Raw genomic sequence first — 23,107 nt, forward strand, 5'->3', positions numbered from 1 at the left:
GTCTAGAGATTTTGGATTGGGAAGAAAAAATCTTTGCATCTAAAAATTTTCAGATGCCAGGATTTGTTCAGCTTACGCCTATAGATGAACCTAAATCATCTAAAATCTAAAATCGAAAACTTGAAATTGATCCGGTCAAAATTCAAAAGTCAAAAGTATAAAACTTAACTGTTGACGGTTGATGGTTGACCGTTAACCGTTGACCTTTGACAAATAACTAATAAAGTGAGGAGTGAGGAGTGAAGAATCAGGAAAATCGCATTACAAATATACAGTTAATAATTAAAAAAGCCGGATTCTTCATTTTTAATTTGCAATTTTTATTAATAAATAGTTTGGGAATTCTACCAGCAACAGCGGCAGATGAAGAACCAGTATTGAGTATAGTCTATAGTCAAGATAATAGTAATCAATGGTCTACAATCGCTAGCCGCTTGCAAGCAGCAGGGGTGAAATATTGTGTAATTGCACTGGATAATGTTAGAAGTCCGGCAGATTGGGGCGATCGCCGGGTATTATTTTTGCCGAATGTGGAGACTTTAACGCCAGCCCAAGCGATCGCCTTAGAAGAATGGATGAGTAAAGGCGGACGCTTAATTGCTAGCGGCCCTGTAGGTAGTCTGTCTGCATCAGGAGTGCGTCAGCTATTGCGGACGCTGTTAGGCGGTTACTGGGGATTCAGCCTCAGTCAAACACAACAGTTACAACCCACAAAAACCAAGCTACCAGAAGAATGGCTCAACCAAGAGAGACTTTATGGTAAAGTGCATGGCGGTGTATTAGTCGGGGAAAGCTTGAGTGCACCGGCGGCTGTTTGGAATGCCCAAGATAGTCCCGCCGCTGTGGTGACAACCGACCGATCTACTTTGTTAGGTTGGCGTTGGGGAGTGGATACAGTCACCTCCGCCGAATTAGATCGGGCTTGGTTACAAGCTTCTATTCAGCGTTACATGAAATTACCTCCCAGCGCTAGCAGAAAAGTCGAAGGTGGCTCACCTAGCTGTGCTAATTCCGTAGAAGTGGCGCTCAAAAAGTCTAATCCCCAAACCCCAGCATCGCCCACAGCCTTACAACCAACCACACCCAAACCACCGACATCGCCCACAGCCTTACAACCAACTACACCCAAATCGCCAACTCCCACCCCGCAAAACTCCCCAGCCAAGAATCCCCAACCAGCTGCGATTGCCACTGCTCCCCAACCCAGACCCCTGGGAAATATGACACCCCAGCGATCGCGAGAAGCGATTGACGAACTAGAAGAAGCAGTGCGTTTGGATGTGGTACCCAATTCCAATGCGCCGATTGGGAGAGTGGAAGCGATCGCCCTTCAGCAAGAGTTAGAAAATCTCATTGGACGGGTACAAAGCGCTCATATCGCCGCCACCGTTTCCGCTTCTGGTGAGGGAGAAAACACAGCAAGTAGCACCCCAGGACTAAAAGTAGATCGGACTGGTTTCGTTGCCAGTAGATCTGGGATAGCCATCCCAGATAGCGAACAAGCGATCGCCCAAGCCAGAGAAATTGCCAAAAACATACCCCAGTTGATTGCTCAAGGAAACTATGCTTTAGCCCGTCAGCAGTGGCTGAAAGCCAAAGCCATGTTATGGAAACAGTTTCCCCTCGACCGTCGATTAGCTCAACCGGAAATCCGTTCAGTGTGGTTGGATCGGGGAACAATTGTCCGTGCGGGTAGCGAACAGGGACTCGCCCAAATTTTCGATCGCCTCTCTCAAGCAGGGATTAACACTGTATTTTTTGAAACAGTTAATGCTAGTTATCCCATTTATCCCAGCCAAGTTGCACCCCAACAAAACCCCTTAATTCGCGGTTGGGATCCCTTAGCATCCGCAGTCAAATTAGCTCACGCTAGAGGTATGGAATTACACGCCTGGGTGTGGGTATTTGCAGCGGGAAATCAACGCCACAACGAAGTTCTCAACCAGCCATCTAATTATCTCGGCCCAGTACTAGCAGCTAATCCCGATTGGGCGAATTATGATAATCGAGGCAACATCATTCCTGTCGGTCAAACTAAACCATTCTTCGACCCAGCTAATCCCCAACTACGGCAATACTTACTCAAACTTTACGAAGAAATTGTCACTCGTTATCAAGTCGATGGGATTCAATTAGACTACATTCGCTATCCCTTCCAAGACCCAGCCGCCGGGAGAATGTACGGTTATGGTAAAGCAGCCAGAGAGCAGTTTCAGCAACGTACAGGCGTAGATCCGTTGAAAGTTTCGCCAAGCGATCGCGATTTGTGGCAAAAATGGACAGCATTTCGTACCGAACAAGTAAATACATTTGTTGCCCAACTGTCACAGCAGTTACGCCAAAAGCGACCAAACCTAATTTTATCGGTTGCTGTATTCCCCTTACCAGAAATAGAACGGGTACAGAAAATCCAACAGCATTGGGAAGTTTGGGCGAGACAGGGAGATATAGATTTAGTTGTACCCATGACTTACGCTTTAGATACTCCCCGTTTTCAACGACTAGCACAACCTTGGATTACTTCCACAAAATTAGGGGCAACTTTATTAGTACCAGGAATTCGCTTACTTTCCTTGCCCACAGTTGGAGCCTTCGATCAACTGCAATTAGTCAGAGATTTACCTGTCAGCGGTTATGCACTTTTTGCCGCCGAAAACTTGAACAACGAGTTACAGCAACTCTTTAGTAATACCCAAGGAAAATTACAACCGATAACTAAAGAACCCATTCCTCACCGCCAACCTTTTCAAACTGCGGTCGTGCGTTACGCTACCTTACAACGGGAATGGAAGCTGATTTTGCAAAACGAACAACTCAGCATGTCTGCAACGGAGATTGCTCAGTTTAATAATCAAGCACAAGCTTTACAAACAGCTTTAAGTCAGCTTGCGGCTGCACCTTCAGCCAGTAAATTTATTGCAGCCAAGGCTTCCCTAACTCGTTTCCAGTCTCAATTGCGAATCTGGATGCGCCAAGAAGCCATCAACAATCCCTATCAAGTCAAAGTCTGGGAAAATCGCTTAGCAACTATTGAAAGGTTATTGCGTTACGGCGAACGACACATGTTATCGCGTCCTTAAAAGGGTATTGGGTATTGGGCATGGAGCATTGGGCATTGGGCATTGGGCATTGGGCACTTGTACTGAGTTTCGACTATGCTCAACTACCGCGAAGTCGTACTCCTGCGGAGAAGCAAGCTACGCGGAGCGTCTCGTAAAGCCTACGGCATAGCGCGCAGCGTCTCCCCTTGGGAGAAGAGAAGTATTGGGCATTGCTTCATTATTTCTCATCCCCCCTGCCTCCTGCCCCCTCTAGCCCCTATTTTCAAGTTAGTCAATCATGGAAAAAATCCACAACCAAGCATGAAAATCTGTCTTTCCCATGCCCAATGCCCAATGCCTCATGCCCATTTTCAAGTTAGCCATTCACGCCAGGTTTTGGCATAATCAAGCATGAAAATCTGTCTTTCCCATGCCCATTTTCCCAGCTCTAGTAAATTCACTGTACCAATTTCTCAAAAAAAACTACAAATATATTTGTAGGGGCTGAATTTCTCTCACCTTGATGAGATTGAATTGCTAATAGTTCAATCAACTGCTGATAAACGCTCATAAACGCTGGTATTTATCTGCGTGCATGTATATTTATCTAGAGTTGACTGTTAGAAGGATTAGCTTATACTATTTTTGTCATTTCTATCAACCACGCTTTGTCAGTAGGTTCCGTATTATCTAGAATTATTAGATTATCTTTGATATCAAGTCTATCTAAGTAGCGATCGGTTCCCAATCTATGCCAACCCTCTACTCACTTACTCCTATGCTGCCTGAGCGATCGCTCTTGAAGCAGAGACAATATAACTTGCTATATCTATGGTCAGCCAAGTTCATAAAAATTGACAATTTATGAGATAAAAAATGCTAAATTCTAAAAACATCAATTGTTTTTTATACCAAGATTATTTGCTGCCTAAATTCACCAGATTTACTAATTGACAGTCACTAAGCTATTCTGCTTTTAAGTTGCACAATCCATCGTGAGGGCTGTTGACAGATGACAATTAACAGTCAACACTTCGATAGGCTCAGTGCGGCGCTGTCAACACTTAACAGCCCTTATTAGGGCTTATGCAATCTAGACGCCCATTAGCTTACTGTTATCTTGATTGCTTGTAAATATCCCAGACGAAAGAGCTAGTTTACTTAATAAAATCCAAAACCAAAACACACTAACAAGAATCTGCTTGAAATAACATATGCAAGCCATCCCGCAGCTTCTATGGCTAAAATGCTTAGAGTCAATAATTGATTTTTCACCTTTAACGGTTGAACCAGAAACATCATTGTTTGACGCGATCGCCTTGATGGCGCAGCAAGGTAAAAGTACTGTAATTGGCTCAGCTGCACAAATAGTCGGATGGTTGACAGAGAAAGAAGTCGTCAGGCTTGTAGCTTCAGGAATCGATCTCCAAAGCACCAAAGTCGATCAAGTAATGCACCCTCTAACGATCGCCCTCAAGCAATCGCAACTAGAGGATCTCACAACAGTGCTGTCCCAATTGCGTCAATCAGCCTTGGGTTTGCTTGTCGTTGTCGATGAACAAGGTCAACTAATTGGTACAATCTCCAAGGAAAGTATTTATCAACTTTTAGACAATAGTATTAATATTAACCAGCAGCCAGCAGGATTAAGCGATCGCCAACTTACCCTAGAAGCACTCAGAAATAGTGAAGAACGTTTCCGCAATTTAGTAGAAACCAGCAGCGATTTAATTTGGGAAGTAGACAAAAATGGCTGCTATACCTACGTCAGCCCTAAGGTAAGAGATATTTTAGGCTATGAACCAGAACAAGTCCTAGGAAAAAGCCCCCTGGAGTTTATGCAATTGGATCGTCCAGATATTGCAGAAAACTTTACGGCCATTTTTCTCACACCCCAAGCATTCCAATATCTGGAGAATACCCAGATTCATCACAATGGCAATTTAGTTTTGCTAGAAATTAGTGGTGTCCCCTTCTTTGACTCGGAAGGTAAATTCCAAGGTTACAGAGGTATAAGTCGCGATGTTACCCAGCGTCAACAAGCGGAAACATCATTACACAACACTCAACAGCTGCTGCAAGCAATTTTAGATAACTCTCCCACAATAATTTATGTAGTAGATACTGACAATAAATACCTATTAATTAATAAGCAATATGAACAGCTGTTTAATATTAAACAAGAGCAAATATTCGGTAAAAGTATTTATGAGATTTGGAGTCAAGAAATTGCCGATCAGTTTGCAGGTAATCACCAACGTGTAATTAGCAACGGTATAGCCATAACTGTGGAAGAAGTCGTCCCCCACGCTGATGAATTACGCAGTTATTTAACAATTAATTTTCCGTTGAAAGATGCTTGTGGCGTAACTTATGCTATTTGTGGCATCTCTACTGATATTACCGAACGGCAATCAGTTGAAGAATCATTATTACGGTTTCGCAAAGCTATTGAAAGCGCCAGTGATGCTATTTGTATGGGCAATATTGGTGGGGAAACTTTTTATATTAACCCAGCATTTACCAAACTGTATGAGTACACTTTAGAAGAATTACAAACCATTGGGGGAATATCCGCTATTTTCACCGAGCAAGCAGATTATGAACAAGTACTGCATACTCTCGAAAGTGGTAGATCTTGGCGTGGTGAAGTAACAATGCAAGTCCGTAGTGGCAGGCTTTTACAAGTATATTTATGTGCTGATGCCCTCAAAGATGCTACGGATAAAACTGTAGGCATAGTCTGTATCTATAAGGATATTACCCAACGCAAGCTATCAGAGGAAAGTTTAAGACTGCGCGATCGCGCGATCGCCGCTAGCAGTAATGGCATTATTATTGCTGATGCTAGCATCCCTAACGGCCCAATCATCTATGTCAATTCTGCTTATGAGCAAATGACAGGCTACAGTGCAGCCGATGTTATTGGACAAAGCTTTGGTTTATTCCACAATGATGAAATTAATCTCCCAGATTTACAAAAACTCAATGCCGCAATGCAAACCGGTCAAGATTGCACCGTAATTCTCCGTAACTACCGCAGAGATAGGGGAGTCGCTTGGCATGAGTTAAACATTTCTCCAGTTTATGATGTTACGGGCACCCTGACCCACTACATCGGCATTCAAACAGATATTACCGAACGCAAACTTTCAGAAACTGCACTACTTGTCAGCCAACAACGGCTGCAATACTTACTCTCCGCTACTCCCGCCGTCATCTACACTTGCAAAAATTCAGGCGATTTTGGTGCAACTTTTATCAGTGAAAATGTCAAGGTAATGATGGGCTATGAAGCCAGGGAATTTATTGAAGATAGCAGTTTTTGGTCGAGTCATATCCACCCAGATGATGTATCTGGGGTGTTTGCTCACCTTTCCCAACCTTTAGAGCAAGGTGACTACAATTTAAAATATCGCTTCTTACACAAAGACGGCAACTATCGTTGGGTGTATGATACAGGTAGGTTAGTCAAAGATGAGGCTGGTAAGTCAGTAGAATTTGTTGGCTACTGGGCAGATATTACAGAACAAAACCAATTAGAACAGGAGCTGATTGTAGCTCTAGAAAAAGAAAAAGAACTCAACGATCTCAAATCTCGGTTTATTTCCATGACTTCCCATGAATTCCGCACGCCGTTGAGTACCATTCTTTCTTCCGCCGAGTTATTAGAACATTATCGCCATAAATGGACTGAAGAAAAACAAATTATTCATTTGCAACGTATCCAAACTGCTGTCAACCGCATGACTGAAATGTTGCATGATATTTTGTTTATTGGCAAAGCAGAATCGGGAATATTGGAATTTAAACCCACAGCTTTTGATTTAGTTGAATACTGCGGTCAATTGGTGGCAGAAGTTGAGCTAGAACACAATGCTCAGCAGATGATATTTTTTACTAGCCAATTGCCAGTTATCCAATGCTTTATGGATAAAAATTTGTTAGGACATATTCTGACTCATTTACTGAGAAATGCCATCAAATATTCCCCCTCTAATAGCAATATAGAATTCACTCTCAATTGCCAAAATGGGCAAGTAATATTTGAAATTCAAGACCAAGGTATAGGTATTCCTCCTGAAGACATACCACATCTATTTGAATCATTCCATCGGGCAAGTAATGTAGATAATATTCTGGGTACGGGATTAGGGCTAGCAATTGTTAAAAAGTGTGTGGATATTCATCGGGGAGAAATTTCTGTTGACAGCATGTTAGGAGTTGGCACAAAATTTAAAGTCATAATGCCATTAAATAAACCACAAATAAACAACTTACCATAGGTTAAAACTATGACAAAAATTTTAGTTATTGAAGATGAAGAATTAGTTAGAGAAAATATTTTAGATTTATTAGAGGCTGAAGATTTTGATACTATTGCCGCAGCTAACGGCAGAATCGGGCTAAATTTAGCAGCATCGGAAAATCCCGATTTAATTTTATGCGACATGATGATGCCAGAAATTGATGGTTATGGCGTGTTAACCACATTACGTCAAGACCCCTTAACGGCAACAATTCCCTTTATCTTTCTCACGGCTAAATCTGCTAAAGCTGACTTTCGCCAAGGGATGGATATGGGAGCCGATGACTACCTCACTAAGCCATTTACCCGCGCTGAATTATTGAGTGCGATTGTCAACCGTCTGGAAAAACAAGCTGCATTAAAAAAGTACTTGTTATCAACTCAGCCTGCACCTATGGCTAACTCACCAAAGATGCAATTATTAGAAGTTTATCTCCAGCGAGTAGTGAAACAAGATAAATTTCAAGAATTTGAGTTGTATTATCAACCAATAGTAGATATTGCTTCCGGAAAAATTATTGCTGCTGAAAATGTATTGCGATGGCAAAGTCCAGAATTAGGTTCAGTACCGCCACTAGAATTTATGGAAGTTGCAGAAGCTAAGGGTTTAATTTTACCCCTCGAAAATTGGGTCTTTAGCAGTATCTGCGAACAAATTAAAATGTGGCAGTATAATCTAGATTTTTTGTCATTAACAATTAACATCAATGTTTCTGCCAGTCTATTTTACTGCCCAATTTTTATCGAAGATATTTCCGCGTTATTAATCAAAAATAAATTAGCACCAGAACGCTTAGAAATAGAGATTGGCGAAAATATAATTATGCAGAATTTAAATAAAGCGATCGCTATTATGCAGAAATTATGTTCTTTAGGCGTCAAAATTGCCATTGATGACTTTGGTATTGGCTATTCTTCCTTAACCAACCTCAAAGAATTACCTATTAATACATTAAAAATAGGGCGATACTACATTCACAATGTAGACTCAAATGATGAAAAAGCCGCACTTACCAAAGCTGTAATTCAAATGGCTCACAATCTTAATTTGCGAGTCATAGCTGAAGGTGTAGATACAGAAGCAGAACTTGATTTCTTGCGCCAAAATAACTGTGATGCTATGCAAGGATTTCTTTTGAGCCGTCCGCTACCAGCAGCAGAATTGGAAAATTTTTTCTAAATAACATCAACCTGTTTAAAATAAAAAGCTTCGGCATTGCTCGACAAGGCAAAATATTGTTTAGCAATGCCATAAGCTAGTTGGGTATGTAGAATTGGCTGACTTGAGACTATTATAAGTAAGTTGTCTTGGTGATTGTGTTATGTTTCCAGTATCAGTTAACGTCCAACTTGTATAACTTGTCTATTTTGTATACGAAAAACTAAAACATTATATATTTCTCGATTAGAAGAATGGCAAAGCGATCGCTACAAGCATCCGTAGAAGGTATTAGAAAAGCTAAACTGGCGTTTAAGCGTAAAGGCTGGACGCAAGAGTATTTAGCTGCGACTGTTGGCTTGGAAACTCGTCAGCCTATTTGGAAGTTTTTTACTGGTAAACCCATTGATCGCCAAGCCTTTAATGAGATTTGCTTGGCTTTAGAATTAGATCCAGCAGAAATCTTACAAAAGTCTCCAGAAGAAGAAGTTATTCCTGTAGAGAAACCAGCCCAGGAAGCTTTCCAGAACAATTTAAATATTCACAGTCTAGTAGACAGGCTGCGTTCTATTCACTATGGCAAAATCCAAGCCCAGTGCGGGACTTTGCATCTTCTAGATATTGCCCGTCCCATTGCCTTAAATGAACTTTACGTAGATGTCAATATCTTGGAGGAAATGAGTAGTAAAACCTGGGTAGATATTCATGAACTACAACAGTCTGACTCCGATAAATTTGATAGATTTGGCTTAGGTAAAGTCCGACAACAGCGAGTGGGTGGACTAGAAGCGGTTTTACAATATTCTAAGCTGATGGTTTTAGGCAAACCCGGCTCTGGTAAGACGACATTTTTACAGTCAATTGCTATTAGCTGCAATCAAGGATTGTTCCAATCAGATTGCTTGCCAATTTTTATCAATTTGAAAAACCTAGCTGAAGATACTAAAGATTTACCCCATACTAATTTAGTCAGTTATATTCATAATAGTTTTGCACATTTTAATATTACCGAACAGGAAATTATTACAATATTATCTCAAGGAAAAGTATTAATTCTTTTAGACGCTTTAGATGAGGTTTCTGAAGAAGATAGCGAAAGAATTACCAAAAATATCCGCCAATTTATTGAAAATTTCCATCAAAATAAAATTATAATTACTTGCCGTATCGCCGCCCAACATTATAGATTTCAAGGTTTTATTGAAGTTGAAATTGCGGATTTTACAAAATTACAAATTATCACCTTTGCATACAAATGGTTTTTAGTAATAGCTAAGAAACCTCCAGCCAAAGCCCAGGAATTGGCACATAAGTTTATGCAAAAATTGGAACTGCCAGAAAATGCTCCCATTTTGGAATTGGCAGCTACACCAATTTTATTAAATCTCACCTGTTTATTATTTCAGTTTGCTGAAGATTTTCCGGCTCAACGTGCTGAACTGTATAAACAAGGATTAGATTTATTACTTATTCGTTGGGATGAAGCCAGAGGAATTAAACGCGATCGCGTTTATCGCAATTTATCACTACTGCAAAAAATTAAACTCTTGAGTCACATAGCCGCAATTACTTTTGCACAAGGACAGTATTTTCTCCCAGAAAATAAAATGAGGCAACTCATTGCTGACTATTTATCTCAGCTTCCCCAATCAACAAAAGATGCAGATGCTTTAGAATTAGAAAGTGAGGCTGTATTAAAATCAATTGAAGCCCAACATGGATTGTTAATTGAAAGAGCTAGAGGAATTTATTCCTTTTCTCATTTAACATTTCAAGAGTATTTCACAGCCAGAGAAATTTCTGCCAATGCTAATATTCTCACCCTCCAAGAACTAGTTGATCGCATTAATGAAGAACGGTGGAGAGAAATATTTTTACTCACTATAGGGATGTTAAAACCTGCTGATGATTTGTTGCAGCTAATGAAGCAAAAAATTGATTCTTTAGCCAGCACCAAGGGAAAATTAAACAATTTTATTAATTGGGTAATAGAAAAATCTTCTGCTATCAAGGAATATTATCATCCAGCTAGTATCCGTGCCTTTTACTTTACTATTGCTTTACCACCAGAACATCCCCTAGCTCGCAATCAGATTTTTGCCATATCTTTAGATGGGCGGTTAGCAGGAAATCTCTCGAATGATTTAGCCTTAGATTTAGCCTTAACTCATGCCCTTGCAGTCAGCTTAACCATGACTGCTGACATATTTTTCCAACGCTTGTTTGCTTTAAGTTTAGCTCTTGATCTAAAACATTTGTTGAAGGAACAGCCATCTTTACAAACATCGCTACAAGATTTAGAAAAACAGCTACCCTCACAAAAACAAAGTAGAGAAACATTAAAAATATGGTGGCAAAATAATGGAGAAGCTTGGATTGAACAATTGCGAACTCTGATGATAAATTCACGCCAAATTGGACAGGCTTGGCAGTTTAATCAACAAGATTGGCAAGAATTACAACAGTATTGGTATGCTAATCAACTACTATTAGATTGCCTCAATAGTTCTGCTGAAGTCACCCCAAACCTGCGGGAATCAATTAAAAATAGTTTACTGTTGCCTTTTAGTTAATGGTTATGATTATGGGCATAGGGCATGGGAAATTTCTTAATTTTGAATTTTTTGCCCCTTTCCCCAGAGGGATGGATAATTTCAACATTTTCGCTACACTCAAAAGTAATATTTACTAGCTAGCGATTCTGTTGCCACTTTTGCAAGCCTCTAATGATGAAATTCCCTCACCATTTGTTGCCACTATTATTGTTATTTACTGCACTTACAGCCTGTAACCAGACTCGCGCTTCCTTGGATGATGTCACACCGCAACCATCTACATCTTCAGTTCCAACAGCAAAAAATTCAACAGCATCAAAAAATATTATCCGTACTGAACCGCTTTCACCCACACCAATCCGGATTAACCTGAAAAATTTACCCGCGCCTTTTGCTACAGATAGCGCTTCCAAAAGTCCGGAGGTTGTGCCTATTCCAGAAAATCCAGTGCTGAGCGTCCCACCAGGATTTACAGTGAATATCTTTGCTGAAGGTTTAAGTGCGCCGCGTTGGCTGGCTTTAACTCCGAATGGGGATGTCTTAGTAACGGAAACTAGGCAAAATCGCATTCAGCTGTTACGGGATAGCAACGGTGATGGGGTAGCTGATGTGCGCCAGACTTTTGCCAGTGCGACAAATGGAGTAAATATACCTTTTGGTATGGCTTTTGCTGGTAATTCCTTCTTTTTGGGCAATACAAACGCTGTGCTACAGTTTCCCTACAATCAAGGTCAACAACAACTCACTGGTACAGGTAAAAAAATTGCTGATTTACCTGGAGGCGGGTATAACCAGCACTGGACAAGGAACGTAGTAGTTTCACCTGATGGTAAAAAACTATATGTTTCTGTTGGTTCAGAATCGAATGTAGATGAAGAATCTTTACCTAGGGCTTCAGTACAGCAGATGAATTTGGATGGTTCGCAAAAGCAGATTTTTGCTTATGGCTTGCGTAACCCAGTCGGTTTGGACTTTCACCCTGTAACCCAGGAACTTTACACTACGGTTAACGAACGGGATGGAATTGGCGATGACTTAGTACCAGATTACTTGACACGCCTGCAACAGGGAGAATTTTACGGCTGGCCTTATGCTTATCTGACACCAAATAATCTCGACCCCCGTCAGACAACCAATAACAAAAGCAAACGCCCTGATTTGGTAGCCCAGACTCGAACACCAGATGTGTTGTTTCAGGCGCACTCAGCCGCCTTGGGTTTGCAGTTTTATGATGGTAAAACCTTTCCTCTGAAATATCGTAACGGTGCTTTTGTCGCTTTTCGTGGTTCTTGGAACCGCGATCGCGGCACTGGTTATAAAATTGTATTTGTCCCTTTCGATAATAATGGGCGATCGCAAGGTTACTATGAAGACTTCCTGACTGGATTCTTGCTAAATCCATCTATACCAACTACTTGGGGACGACCAGTAGGCTTACTTGTATTACCTGATGGCAGTTTATTAGTCACTGAAGAAGCCAATAATCGCATTTATCGGATTCAGTATACGGGGGGTTAGGGGCTAGAGGCTAGGGGCTAGGGGCTAGGGATTAGGAAATGCTGGTGATGTTTTAATATCCTTTGATTGCTTCGCCTGTTTTAGGCTAAATTATGGAAAAAACATATAGTGAAAACTATTAGGTGGAAAAATTAGATATGACACAGCATGAGAACAACAATCAATCAAATAGTACTCAATCTTCTGACCATTCCGGTGCAAGATACTGGGGAAATGTAGAGGTTGTAGAAGAGGGTGATAACTATAGAATTAGTCGTGTAGAAATCAAACCGAGACATGGTATTAAACCACAAATCCATTATCACCGCCATGAACATTGGGTTGTAGTCTCTGGTGTTGCCAAGATTACTTGTGGTGAGCAGGAAATATTATTGAATCGCAATGAGTCTACCTATGTTCCGGCGGCAACACTCCATAAAGTAGAAAATCCCGGTTCGATTCCCCTGGTAATTTTGGAAATTCAAAATGGTGAATATTTAGGTGAGGATGATATTGAGCGTCCTTACGATTTAAATTTGGTGAAACCTGTAAACGAAGTATAAGACAATTCATTGAATTTTAGATTTTAGATTTTGGATTTTGGATTGAAGATTCAAAATCTAAAATTTAAGTTCTCCTTGTTTTTTCTATTTTCTACATGGTGATGAAACAAATTTTATCTGGACTGACTTCTCATTCTTGACAACCAATGCCCATTACCAACAATCCCGGCCAATATAAATAAACTAATATTTCTAAATTCTCTCCAAAGGTATAAAGAAAAAGAATCATTACAATACTTAGCCCCACTTTTGCAGTTGGGCGTCTACTATCCATTGACCTAATTAATAAATAGAAAAAACTTAAAGCCATTGGGATAGCAAGTGCCATAAATCCCACAATTCCTTTAACAAATAATACTCCAGCCCATGTATGGTGTGAACCAATAGGCATATGTTCAACAATGTGGGGGCCATCTTCAACTACACCATGTCCCCAAATTGGAGCTTCAGCTTTCCAGCGCTCTACAGCAATTCGCTTTAGCGCCATACGCACCCTTGTAGATCCCGCTCTTGCTGCTTTGAAATTTTCCCAAAAGTTATTGACAGCCATAATAATAGATGGAGAAAAAATACCACCTAGGTAGCTAACAAATCCTAGTCCAATTAATATTTGTGGACGATTTAAACTAGAAAGAATTTTTGTGAGTAAGGGAATAATGACAATGCAAACCTGAGCCAAACGTGACTTACATACAAGACACATTAGTACTGAACCAATTAATCCAAACCAACGCCATTTTTTATCTTTTTCTTGCAAGGCGAGCATAAAATTTACATTACCAACAAAACCCAATGCGGGCCCCCAAGGGGTAAATAGCCGCCAACGTAAATCACCTGTGCTACCGTCAATTTCATAAAGAGGGACATCAAAAAATTCATTACCTGGCCCCCCTACAGCTTTTAGTGGTGAGACATAAAGAATTTGGGGTAAATGCAAAGAAGGAGTTAACAGTAAAAAAGGGGTAATCAACAGGGTATGAAAACCAACAATGCAAACTGCTCGATAAACTACTTGTGGACGAATCTTTAAACATCCTGCTAAAGGGTAAAGCGCAAGTGCAGCCCAACCTTTAGCCCAGCCAATAGAAGATTTAATAATTAAACCAGTTGGGAGATTGTAATCTAAATGACCAGCTATTAAAGCTATTTCCATCACTATCATCCCAATCACCCAAACCCAAAGAATCCAAGATATAGAAATTTTTTCTTCTGGTGGCGTGTCTTGAGTTTGCGCCAGTATTTTAATTAATAGAAATAGTAAAAGTATCCAACCCATGAGAGCGCCAACCACATACAGCCCACCGAAAATCCAGATAAAATAGGTGTTAGAAACTGCCCACCAAACTACTTTTTCTGGTACATTTTGCGGATAAATATCATCTGGATTAATCTGCTTTTTTTTCATCTCAGTTGGCGCGTCTCCCCTCCTGTTTTTTGTCTATTTTTTAGCTAGAATTTTATGTAATAAATCACAAGATGTTGTCATGAAAATTGCTCATCCCTAGCCCCTAAGCCCCCATTTTCAGGACAACCACTTAGATAACTTATCTATCCAAGGTTTACGAATCCACAGCAAGGCCAAACCAACGGTAGAAAATATAGAACCGGCTGCGGCTCCAGCTAGAATAAAGCCTTTTTTGGGAGCCGTTGGTTCAGTTGGTAAATCAGGCTTTACCGCCATTTCTACTAATGGATAGGCGGAAAAAATATCTCCTTGGCCTAAATCCAATTTGGTGAGGGTGGAAGCAAACACAGCTTCGGCAATTTGTGCATCTCGCTTTAAGTTATCTAAGGTAGATTGGCGTTGAGAGAGAAGATCTAAGCGATTTTCTAGGCGCTTAATTTCCGAATCTAGGGTTTTTACCTGAGCTTTTAGCCCTTGTTGCTCAGATTGGTAAGATACTAAACTTTGAAATAATGTATCCCTGCTAGAACCGTTAACAGCTAGAGCTAAACGCTGAAGTAGTTCTATCGTCATTGGTTTCCTTAACAGAGATTCACCACGTTGGAGTAGAGCAGCCAAAGCCGCCTCTTGTCGTTTGGTTTCTTTCACCATTTGGGGATGATTAAGGCCAAACTTAGTGATTAAAACTTCCAGCTTTGATGTTGCTTCACTATAATCTTTGAGATTTTGTTGAAAGATTTGATCTGCATGGAGCATAAAAGCATTTGCTGCTTCTTGGGGAGATAGTTCCAAATCGTTGACTAGCTGTTGTAGTCGTATAGTTGTTTGCTGTTCTTGGGCTTTAAATTCTGCTCTTTGGCGGCGCAACTGCTCAATGTTGGTAGATAGGTTACCCACTTGCTCAGGATAACTGAGGCCAGAACGGATTTTGTACTCTGAGAGCTTTTTCTGAGCTTCCTGTAACTTCTGCTGGGCGCTCAGCAAGATTTGCTGTGTGGGTTGCTTGCGTTGGGTGATTTCTCCAGTTCGTAAGGCATTAATTTGATGAACCATAGCTTGATACAAAGCTAGAGATTTATTGTGTGCTTCTGCGGGACTTTTGCCAGTAACCTCAAACTTCATGATGGTTGTGTTATCTATCAGTTTGATACGGGGTTTGCCAAATTTATCTTCGGGAATTTTAGCGATCGCAGCTGCTGCCTTTAAAACTTGATCGCTAGTAAAAATATATTCATAGTTAGCTCTAGGGTCATAAGTAGAACTACCGAGGGCAGAACCACTAGAAGATGTGGCCTGACCAATTCCCGGCAGGTTAACGTTAACGCCAAAACTAGCACCAGTCAATATCAGAGCGAATTCGCTGGTATAGGTTGGTTTGGTAACTTTTAAATACTGGAGTGATGACCCCCAAATAAATGTGTTGCCTAGCAAACTCAGGATGGTATAACGAAGCCAACGGCCTTTAAGCAGACGGATGATTTTTACTTTGCTGAAAATCGCACGCCGCTTTATCATCTGAATAAATCTCGTATGATCTGAATAGGGGATAAAATGGTGTTGATGATATCTCGAAATTGCACAACTTTTGAGTCATAACAGACGACAATATCATTTGCTTTTAAAAAGGGATTATTTGTATCATCAGTTGATTTTGTCAATAGCGCATTCACATAACTCTGCAAGTAAGTAGTTTTCCCCGTTAACTGTTCAGTAGTCACTAGTAGTGCTTTACGTTCAGCATTGGTTCCTCTTGTTCCGCCAGCACAGTTACCTGCTGCTACTGCATGGGAAAAGCGCGTACCATAAGGAAGGGATGTGGCATCACGACTAATACCAGAGCTGGCATTGCCCGTAGCTGGTACAGTCAGATTGGAAAGAAAGATTTTCACCTGTGAAGGTGTAATTTGTGAGAGACGCACGAGTTCATTGTGCATTTGTCCAGAATCTGGGACAACTATGCGATCGCCCGCCATCAGGGGTAAATCTTCAAAGGGTTCACCTGTCAATACACCTGATAAATCAATCACACGAGTTTGACCATTGCGGATCAATTGTACATTTTTGACATCAGCAGTAGGTTTGACTCCCCCAGCATCGCGGATAGCAACCGCTAAGTAACGCTGAGGTGGATATTGTCCATTTACCGCTATCGGGGGTTGTGTTTTCTCAGCTGGCGAGAGGTCATTGATTAACACCCGCCCTGGTAAAAATGTTGCGCCACTGACAAATACCTCAATTGGTGCCCACTGCACTACGCTAATATTGACCCTTAAAAACGAAGGCTGGAAAAAACCGCCATCAATCAAAGCCTTAGCCAGGTTCATCTGCGCCTCTTGAGGTTCTAACCCAGCTACAGGTAAAGGAGATAAATAAGGAATTTCTAATCTACCGTCTAAGTTGACCTCAAAAATACCGCTGAACTCTTCGCCTTCAGGAATGCTTACTTTTAAGCGATCGCCTGGAGACAGAGGTAAAGCCAAACAAGGTGTTACAAAGCATAAAGTGGAAAATATAGTATTCAAAATTAACCGTTTCAGCATTGCTCAATCATTTACCTCAGTATTTAATAGAGATAAAAGCAGTAATTTTAATCCTTGTCTACTTAAAATTACTTAAAAAAATCCAAAGTCTCTAGAGTGTAAATATATACGCTAAATTCCGAAATTACAAGTCGATAATCAGGATGAATTTTAGATCTTATTTAACTAAAGATGAAAACAGAATTCAAGGCGAAAATTTAGCAATAATCAGGATAAACCTGCAATAATTTCCATTGAATTATGTAATTTACCGCTAATTTCAAGCGATCCGTAATCAACAAAAAACAAGAAAAATTATACTAACATTCGACATCAGCCTTGAAAATAGATTATAAAAATAATACATTGGTTGATATTGGCATCATCCACCGATCGCCAAGCAAGCTATTTGCTACTTGTGGGCGGTCAGAACTGATGCATAAGTGAGGGGAAATCAGGGATTTAGGCAAGGTATGTAGATTTTCACAACCCTCGCACTTTGACACTTAGCCACAACGAAGAAGTTGTGTGTCTATGTGGAAATTTTAGGTATCTACCAGTGATTTTAAGTATAGGGCGTTGTATATTTGCAGGCTGAATTGGCGACTGTAGCCATCTAAAACTTCGATTCATATTTTGCTAAATCATTCTCTGATTCAGCAACGCTAACTATTGGATTCATAATTTTGTTAATTCAACATGGGACGCACCATCGGTCTAGTAAATACCTATTCAACTTTAAATATTGGTGATGCCGCAATTTATAGCGCCTTGACGGCTCTAGCATCTGAGGCTAAAGTTGTAGCTCAATTTCCAGATTTAGAACCACAATATATTCCTGGATTGCAAATCCTACCGCAAATTGGCACTTGTGATGCATACATAAGTGTAGGTGGCGATATTTTCAATAATGCTCGCGAAGGGTTGATTACAAAAGCTTTTATCAAAAATCTCCTGCAATTGCAGCGGAAGCCCCGGCATACCTTTGTGTTTGGCCAGTCAATTCCGCGATCGTGTCATGGGTTGAGTTTTCAGGCTTTGGCTTTTTGCTGGCGGCGGTTGGCGGCTGTTTGTGTGCGAGATGCCGAAAGCCATAAACGTTTAACTCAAGCTGGGGTCAAGGCTATTTTGTCTTTTGATGTCGCCTTTAGTCTCTGTGTCAGTGAAGAGGCGAAGACAATAGCAAAACAGGTATTACAAGCTCTAGATGTTCCCCCAGAATCAGCCGCCTTGATTTCTTTGCGTGCTTTTGACTCGATGTATAGCCATGATAATCAGCAGTTTCAAACTCAATTGGTGACTTTGTGTCGTCACCTCTATAAACAGGGATATCAACCGGTTTTGCTGATTCAATCTCAAGCCTACGGCGCTGATAATGACTTAGCAGTAGCAGAAGAAATTGCTCGCCAAGTTCCAGAACTGAAGATTTTTAATCCCTTTAGCGTCACTCATGAATTGCCCAATTGGCAACTGGTAATGGGAGCATTGGCGATTTGCCGTTTAATTGTCGCCATTCGTTATCACACCGCAGTTCTCGCTCTCGCTAGCGGTAAAGTTCCATTTAATTTGTACTACTCGAATAAAGGCAAAGATTTAACCCAACGCTTGGGGATTCCTGGGTGCAGCCTGCAACAATTCAACCCTGATACCTCCATAGATGCGATCGCCGCTACTGCTAATCAAACCTTCGATGATGTAGCGATTCGCCAACAGGTGCAACAAGACTTCCAAACATGCTATAGCCGAGCCGTACCAACATGAAAGCAAAGATTTGTCATATCCTAGGCGGTCAAAGCATGGGCTGGACTGGTGGGATCAGCGCCACATTAAAAAGTATCGAAATGTCTCGTTTGTCGCAAAAGTTTGAGTTTATCATTGCACCTTTGGCTGATGCAGCTGCAATTGTCAAACAACAGCGGCCGGATGCGATCGTGGTTCATGGGGCTTCTTCTTGGCGGGGGTTGTTATCCCTGTGGAATCTGAAGCGTTCAGCTAAATTGATCATCAACGAACACCATTATTCAGCTAGCTTTGAAGCCTTTAATGTCTCCTCAGTGGCGCGGTTTCATGGGATGCTAAAACTGAGTTATGGCATGTGCGATCGCGTAATTGCTGTTTCTGTTGGTCAACAGCAATGGATGCAGAAAAATAAACTAGTTTCCCATCAACGCCTGGCGCTGATTCAGTTTGCGCGGATTGTTGATAAATTCTTAGCTGTTCCCCCTAAACCCAGATCTGCAAATCAACCCTTTGTTTTAGGAGCCTATGGCAGGTTTTGCCATCAAAAAGGGTTTGATATTCTCATTGATGCAGTCAAACAACTTCCTGATTCCCAAATCAAATTACAGATTGGCGGTAGCGGAACAGACGAAGCCAAGTTAAAACAATTAGCTGCAACTGCCTCTAATATTGAATTTCTCGGTCGAATTGATGATGTCCCTGCTTTTTTGGGTCAGTGTGATGCGTTAGTCATTCCCTCTCGCTGGGAGCCTTGGGGTAACGTCTGTTTAGAAGCCAGGGCTGCTGCTAAACCGATTATTGCCTCGGCTGTCGATGGTTTGAGCGAACAAATGCCAAACTGTGGGCTATTGATTCCGCCAGAAAATTCCTTAGCGTTGGCGAAAGCAATTCAAGAATTAGCAGAGCTACCAGCTTTGCAATTAGCACAGATGGGACAACAGGGAAGAGCCTCAGCTTGCAATGCTTGGGAGAATTATCTATCTAATTGGCAACGCTTGCTAGAGGAACTGTTATGAAAGCGATCGCTCAAGCTCTAGCAACTTTTAAAAAAGACCGCTTTGTCCGTAATATTGGCTGGATGGGGGCTTCCGAATTGGTGATTCGGGTGTTCCGCCTGGTAACTACAGTCATTCTCGCCCGGTTTCTCAGCGCTGAAGACTATGGACTCGCCGCCATTGTCTTGATGACTTACGAATTTATTCGCGTCTTTACCCGCAATGGCATTGCCGATAAAATTGTCCAGGCTGATGCATCTGAGGTAGAGGAGTTATGCCGTACAGCCTATGGATTAAATTGGCTGATTGCTTTGGTTCTCTTTGCTCTCCAATGTTTAGTATCTTTAGCGATCGCCCAATTCTACAATAATTCCCATCTCATCCTGCCGATTTGTTTAATTGCCATCACCTACCTGATCTATCCTTTGGCGATGGTGCAAACAGCCCTGATCCGCAGAGAAAATCGCTTGAATATTCTGGCGTTGATTAGTTCTGTGCAAGTATCTACAGATAACGTTCTCACAGCGATTTTTGCCTTATCTGGTATGGGAATGTGGGCGATCGTTTTACCCAAATTCTTAGTAGCTCCCATCTGGATTATTCTCACCTTTAAATATCATCCTTGGCGGATGACTCAATCTTTCACCTTCGGGAAATGGCGACAAATTACCTCCTTTGCTAGCCGGATTTTGGGGGTAGAATTACTCACCATCTTTCGGGAAAACGTCGATTATCTCTTGATTGGTCGATTTGTAGGTGTACAAGCTTTAGGGGTTTATTACTTCGCCTTTAATGCTGGTTTAGGAATCAGCTTGAGTGTCATTAATGCCATTCGCGTATCCCTATTTTCCGATCTGTGCGATTTGAACTCTCAGCCCAGCTTATTTGCCCAACGCTATCTACAAAGCCTACGCAAAATAGCTGTGATGATTGTGCCTCTAGTGCTGCTGCAATCTAGTTTAGCCCCCTTCTATGTTCCTTTAATATTTGGGCAGAAATGGGTCGAACGTGGTGCTGTATCTATCTTAATTCTGATTTGTTTCTCCGCTTTATCTCGTCCCTTTGCCGATGCAGCCTCTTTGATGTTCCGCGCCTTTGGTCAACCACAAATTGAATTGCGCTGGAATCTGGGATTTACTGTTTGTTTAGCTACTGCTATTTGCGTAGGAACACAGTGGGGAATTTTAGGATCTGCTGTAGCTGTGATGGCAACCCACCTCATCTTACAACCTCTTTATACCCTGTGGGCGACAAGACAGACCCTACCAAAATTTTTGCAGGAGGCTCAAGGATGATACCTAAAATATCAGTGGTAATACCCGCCTACAATGCAGCGCAATTTTTACCAGAGGCGATCGCTTCTGTGCAAAAACAGACCTTTTCCGATTGGGAACTACTCATTGTTAATGATGGTTCTACGGATGACACGGTAGCGGTTGTCAGCGAGTATGAACAAAGAGATCCCCGGATTCATCTGATAAATCAAGATAATCAGGGTGTATCTGTTGCTCGCAACCAGGGAGTGGAACACAGCCAAGGTCAAATCATCGCCTTTCTTGATGCTGACGATCGATGGTTACCCAACAAACTGCATCTACATTGGGAACATTTACAAGCCAATCCTCATTTAGGGGTCAGCTTTGCCCAAGTAGAAATACTCAATCAGGCTGGTGAACCTAGCGGACAAATTTCTACTGGTCGTTTAACCCAATTGAAAGCAGAATATTTTCTGTCGGAAAACCCTACTACTACCACTTCTAATTGGGTTATCCGCAAAGAATTATTTAGCCAAGTGGGAGGCTTTAGCCACGACATGAGCTATTCCGAAGATTTGGAATGGTTACTCAGGGTTAGTTGTACCACTGATGGGCAGATTGCAGGTATCAACCAAGTGTTGACTCAATATCGTACCAGTAGCAGCGGGCTATCCTCTCAGTTATATAGTATGGAAGCAGGCTGGAATCAATTGGTAGATAAAGCGAAAACCTATGCACCCCAATTGGTTGAGCGTCATTTTAACCTAGCGCAAGCGCTACATTTACGCTATCTAGCTCGTCGCGCCTTTCGGTTGCGATTACCTGCGAAAGTAGGTGTTGATTTTATGATTCGCGCCTTACTTTCCGATTGGCGATTATTCCGATATCAACCACAGCGCACTTTATTGACCATAGTTGCAGTATTTGGGGCGTTAGTGATGGAGAAGATTGTCCTTGCAAATAAAAGCCGCGATCGCTCTTCCATTGAGCAAACTAGCGTGAGTCCAGAAACTCAGGGTTAAAAATTACAAATTATGAATTTATCTGCGATTATTCCTGTTTACAACTCAGAACGTTCAGTTGCTCAGACAATAGAGTCTGTTCTGGCACAAACTTACCGAGACTTTGAAATTATCATTGTTGATGATGGTTGCACAGATAAAAGTATTGATATATGCAAGCAATTTAACGATCCGCGCATCAAAATAGTTCACCAGCAGAATCGAGGCTTGGCGGGAGCTAGAAACACAGGAATTCGTCACGCCCAAGGGGAATATTTAGCTTTTATTGATAGTGACGACTTGTGGCTACCCCAGAAGCTAGAAAAACATCTGCAACATTTAGAGCAATCGCCCCAAGTGGGAGTGAGTTTTTCTCGTTCTAGCTTTATAGATGATGAGGGTAAGCCTCTAGGAATTTATCAGATGCCTAAATTGACGGAGATTACCCCAGAATATTTATTCTGCCGCAATCCCATCAGTAATGGTTCGTCGGTGGTGATACGCCGCGCTGTCTTCGAGGATATCAAGTTCCAAGAAAATCTCTATGGAGAGGTAGAAGATTTTTACTTTGACGATCGCTTTCGTCAATCGGAAGATATTGAATGTTGGCTGCGGATTGCTTTGCAAACTACTTGGCAAATTGAAGGAATACCTGAAGCCCTCACCCTCTATCGAGTAAATATGGGTGGTTTGTCAGCCAATATTCTCAAACAATATGAATCTTGGGAGCGAATCCTCGTCAAAACCCAGGTTTACAATCCTGAGTTTGTCGAACTCTGGGGAAATAAAGCTAGAGCCTATCAACTAAGATACTTAGCGCGTCGGGCGACAAGACAGCGATCGCCCCAAATGGCGGTTGATTTGCTACACAAAGCCATTAAACTCCATTGGCGGATCTTGTTAGAAGAACCGCGACGTACATTAATCTCTTTTGGTGCTGCTTATTTACTTTGGTTGCTACCGCAATTTGTATATCAGCAATTAGAAACATTCATGATGCAAATCACCGGCGCAAGTCAAAAACGACGAATTCAGCAAGAACAAATAGCCAAACCATCAATTTGAAG

General features: G+C 41.4%; 14 protein-coding genes. 11 read left to right on the forward strand and 3 right to left on the reverse strand.

Features of this window, described 5'->3' with window-relative positions; genetic code table 11:
• Window positions 1–239 precede the first annotated feature (239 nt).
• From H6G41_RS14270 to H6G41_RS14295, 6 genes are all read left to right on the forward strand, one after another.
• Window positions 240–3,080 (forward strand): family 10 glycosylhydrolase, encoded by a 2,841-nt coding sequence (locus H6G41_RS14270; protein ID WP_190746840.1) that lies wholly within the window; start codon window positions 240–242, stop codon window positions 3,078–3,080.
• Window positions 3,081–4,255: 1,175 nt separating this feature from the next.
• Window positions 4,256–7,327 carry a PAS domain S-box protein gene (locus H6G41_RS14275; protein WP_190746841.1) on the forward strand — a complete coding sequence of 1,024 codons (3,072 nt, stop codon included), beginning with the start codon at window positions 4,256–4,258 and terminating at the stop codon, window positions 7,325–7,327.
• A 9-nt stretch (window positions 7,328–7,336) separates the two neighbouring features.
• Window positions 7,337–8,530 (forward strand): EAL domain-containing response regulator, encoded by a 1,194-nt coding sequence (locus tag H6G41_RS14280; protein WP_190746842.1) that lies wholly within the window; start codon window positions 7,337–7,339, stop codon window positions 8,528–8,530.
• Window positions 8,531–8,763: 233 nt separating this feature from the next.
• Entirely contained in the window at window positions 8,764–11,082 is a 2,319-nt protein-coding gene (locus H6G41_RS14285; protein WP_190746843.1) for an NACHT domain-containing NTPase, read from the forward strand.
• 156 nt (window positions 11,083–11,238) lie between these two features.
• Entirely contained in the window at window positions 11,239–12,582 is a 1,344-nt protein-coding gene (locus H6G41_RS14290) for a sorbosone dehydrogenase family protein (protein ID WP_190746871.1), read from the forward strand.
• 137 nt (window positions 12,583–12,719) lie between these two features.
• On the forward strand, window positions 12,720–13,124 hold the full coding sequence (locus H6G41_RS14295; RefSeq protein WP_190746844.1) for a phosphomannose isomerase type II C-terminal cupin domain: 405 nt from the start codon (window positions 12,720–12,722) through the stop codon (window positions 13,122–13,124).
• Between the two features lie 130 nt (window positions 13,125–13,254).
• On the opposite strand, the gene H6G41_RS14300 is transcribed toward H6G41_RS14295, so the two are convergent.
• From H6G41_RS14300 to H6G41_RS14310, 3 genes are all read right to left on the reverse strand, one after another.
• Window positions 13,255–14,529, reverse strand: a complete 1,275-nt coding sequence (locus H6G41_RS14300; RefSeq protein WP_190746845.1) for an O-antigen ligase domain-containing protein — start codon at window positions 14,527–14,529, stop codon at window positions 13,255–13,257.
• Between the two features lie 117 nt (window positions 14,530–14,646).
• Window positions 14,647–16,044, reverse strand: a complete 1,398-nt coding sequence (locus H6G41_RS14305) for a GumC family protein (RefSeq protein ID WP_190746846.1) — start codon at window positions 16,042–16,044, stop codon at window positions 14,647–14,649.
• Complete coding sequence (locus tag H6G41_RS14310; RefSeq protein ID WP_190746847.1) at window positions 16,041–17,069, reverse strand: polysaccharide biosynthesis/export family protein; 1,029 nt, start codon at window positions 17,067–17,069, stop codon at window positions 16,041–16,043. The genes H6G41_RS14305 and H6G41_RS14310 overlap by 4 nt, the downstream gene beginning before the upstream one ends.
• Before the next feature lie 678 nt (window positions 17,070–17,747).
• On the opposite strand from H6G41_RS14310, the gene H6G41_RS14315 reads away from it, so the two are divergent.
• Genes H6G41_RS14315 through H6G41_RS14335 form a run of 5 tightly spaced genes read left to right on the forward strand, consistent with a single transcriptional unit; the run spans window position 17,748 to window position 23,105 of the window.
• Window positions 17,748–18,809: a polysaccharide pyruvyl transferase family protein gene (locus tag H6G41_RS14315; protein WP_190746848.1), complete on the forward strand. Its 1,062-nt coding sequence runs from the start codon at window positions 17,748–17,750 to the stop codon at window positions 18,807–18,809.
• Window positions 18,806–19,804 carry a glycosyltransferase family 4 protein gene (locus tag H6G41_RS14320; RefSeq protein ID WP_190746849.1) on the forward strand — a complete coding sequence of 333 codons (999 nt, stop codon included), beginning with the start codon at window positions 18,806–18,808 and terminating at the stop codon, window positions 19,802–19,804. The genes H6G41_RS14315 and H6G41_RS14320 overlap by 4 nt, the downstream gene beginning before the upstream one ends.
• On the forward strand, window positions 19,801–21,078 hold the full coding sequence (locus H6G41_RS14325) for a lipopolysaccharide biosynthesis protein (protein ID WP_190746850.1): 1,278 nt from the start codon (window positions 19,801–19,803) through the stop codon (window positions 21,076–21,078). Before H6G41_RS14320 ends, H6G41_RS14325 begins: the two co-directional genes overlap by 4 nt.
• The gene (locus H6G41_RS14330; protein WP_190746851.1) at window positions 21,075–22,061 is read left to right on the forward strand and encodes a glycosyltransferase family 2 protein; all 987 of its coding nucleotides are present in this window, start codon (window positions 21,075–21,077) and stop codon (window positions 22,059–22,061) included. The genes H6G41_RS14325 and H6G41_RS14330 overlap by 4 nt, the downstream gene beginning before the upstream one ends.
• A 12-nt stretch (window positions 22,062–22,073) precedes the next feature.
• Window positions 22,074–23,105: a glycosyltransferase family 2 protein gene (locus tag H6G41_RS14335; protein ID WP_190746852.1), complete on the forward strand. Its 1,032-nt coding sequence runs from the start codon at window positions 22,074–22,076 to the stop codon at window positions 23,103–23,105.
• The last annotated feature ends 2 nt before the right edge of the window (window positions 23,106–23,107 follow it).

The organism is Tolypothrix sp. FACHB-123 (assembly GCF_014697075.1).
Lineage (GTDB): Bacteria > Cyanobacteriota > Cyanobacteriia > Cyanobacteriales > Nostocaceae > Aulosira.